The organism is Sphaerothrix gracilis Ecp01 (genome assembly GCF_030405905.1).
GTDB lineage: Bacteria > Cyanobacteriota > Cyanobacteriia > Phormidesmidales > Phormidesmidaceae > Sphaerothrix > Sphaerothrix gracilis.
On sequence record NZ_JASATW010000092.1, the window covers coordinates 1 to 2,224 of the forward strand.

Genomic DNA, 2,224 nt, shown 5'->3' on the forward strand with positions numbered 1-2,224 from the left:
TACCCGGCAGGGAACAGCTGCTAGTCAGCTAGTTCGAGTTAATCCAAGCCTAGTAGGAGAACAAGGCCGAGCTGATGGGATGGGGCCTGCTGTCATTCCAGTGCAGTCCTATATCCTAAATCCATTATCCCTGGATGCCCCAGACTTACCTCTCGGTTACGATTTGGGTCGCAGCAGCTATTCGCTTCTACCCTCTTATCGCAGCGGTACTGTTGTCAGGGTTGGAACTGAAGCTACCGTCCTGCTTCGCGGTGTCGTCGTCGATGCTGAAGGTGATCCAGTTGCTCTACAGAGAGGAACACTTATCTCCATCTCGGATCCTGACTGGCCGGTTATAGAGCTGTTCACGAATCGGGCGGGGCGATTTGCTGCCTCTGGGTTGAAACCCGGTCGCTATCGTCTACAGATTTTTGGGACAGAAAACAAAGTTGTAGAATTGATTATTCCTGAACAAACTTCAGGTCTATTTGAAGCTGGGATACTCAGTTTGCCGGCAACGATGAGCACCTTGCAAAATTAATGGATTGACTAAAACTGACGAAGCTGCGATTTTGAATAATCTACTAATTAAGCCGTTTTAGCTGCGCAACTCCTAAGTGTCAGAATTGAGTACTCTGCCCGATTGTTACTTCACTACCTCAAGTTCAACGATGTTCCAGTTCCTCATAGGTGCATCTCTTAATTCAACAATGCTTGTCGCTGTCATCCTAAAGCAAAAAAATCCCCCATAATCCTCAGAATGCCTTTACCTAATCAAGCGAGTGGGGGATAACTAAAGAGTGCCCATTCATCAATGGGATGTATTAGAGGCAATCGCGTTAATCCTCATCTGTCAATCAACAGGAAAAGTAGAATCTTTAGGTGATGTGCGACTAATCTAATCGCAAACTAGAGTATCAAACCGACATTCCGCAGGTTGACAGGTAATAAGAAGTACGGGGTGGCGTAGGCTGAAAAAAAGCCCTTTAGTAACGGAAAAACGCCTTGCAGATAGAGAACTTAGATCACCTCGGCCTAGTCGCTGGCGTCGTGGACGAACTGGGCTTAGTCGAACTGACCAATGAGCAGTTAGGTCAGTTCGCTTGGCTGGCTCTCCAGGGTGCCTCAGACCCTCAGCGCTGCCCAAGCCCTGGTTCAGAGCAACACCGATGAGCTTGTCTCTGTGCCCTGCTCGCTCAAGGACTACCAGATGTGGGAGAGCCGTGCTGACTACGGCGGGGTTGAGCAACGTTGGATTCTCATCGAGAGCCAGAGCCGCAAAGCCGAGCAATCCCTCTGGCAAGCGGAGCTAGCCAAACTGGAAAAACGACTCAAGGGCGATCTTAAGCAACTGCAGCAGCAGGTCTTTGCCTGTAAGCCCGATGCCCTAGAGGCGCTGATGCGCTTCCAAGATACCTTAGTACTCCATCAGCTTACGAACATCTGCGTTGAAAGCGTCAAAGCCAAACGCGCTCCTGGCAAACCCGTCAAAGCAAAAACTAAAGCCACGACCACCTGCCTAGGCTATCGGCTCAAAGCCACCCTAGAGCCGCAGCCGACCGCCGAGCGCTGCTATCAGCATCAGCATAGTCGCTTCATTCTGGCCACCAATCAACTCGATGGCCAGCAGTGGCCGGCTGATAAGCTGCTGCAGGAGTACAAAGGCCAACAGAAGGTTGAGCGGGGCTTTCGCTTCCTCAAAGATCCGCTCTTCTTCACCAGCAGTCTCTTTGTCAAGAAAGCTCAGCGTGTTGAAGCCTTAGCGTTAGTGATGGCTTTGACCCTGATGGTCTACACCCTAGCTGAGCGCAAGCTGGCCCACTTTCAGATGGATTATGGAGAAGTTTCAGGGCATTCATCTGGTGCAAATTGACCGAGCTAGACACATTAGCAGTCTGACCGATGAGCGCCGTCGAATTATTCGCTTTCTCGGCCCGCTCGTTGAGCGCTACTACCCATCTTCTTAACTATTTAGCAACCTGCGGAATATTGGTTGTGAGGATTAGTACTCTTTTACCGCTTATTTATAAGCAGTACACCGTAGTTTCACAGAATTTTTGAATAGGATTCTTGCTCTATTCCGTAAAACTACAGTTCTTTTCACTAAAGATATTTCGTAGCTTGCTGCTTATGTCCCTTAGCACGTCATCTTCAAAAAGCTACTCCAATCCTTAAAATCTACTCATATGACAGCTACTGCATCTACAAGCATTGAGAGCTATGATATTGCCGTCATTGGAGCTGG

The 2,224-nt window shown here is 49.0% G+C and carries 1 protein-coding gene and 1 pseudogene; both read left to right on the plus strand.

Annotated features, from left to right (window positions below; all coding sequences use genetic code 11):
• Window positions 1-520 (plus strand): carboxypeptidase-like regulatory domain-containing protein (locus QJQ48_RS27800; RefSeq protein WP_487247707.1); only part of this gene is annotated, 520 nt, incomplete at its 5' end.
• A gap of 552 nt (window positions 521-1,072) precedes the next feature.
• A pseudogene (locus QJQ48_RS27805) lies at window positions 1,073-1,946 on the plus strand (IS1634 family transposase); the annotation flags it as partial.
• Window positions 1,947-2,224 lie beyond the last annotated feature (278 nt).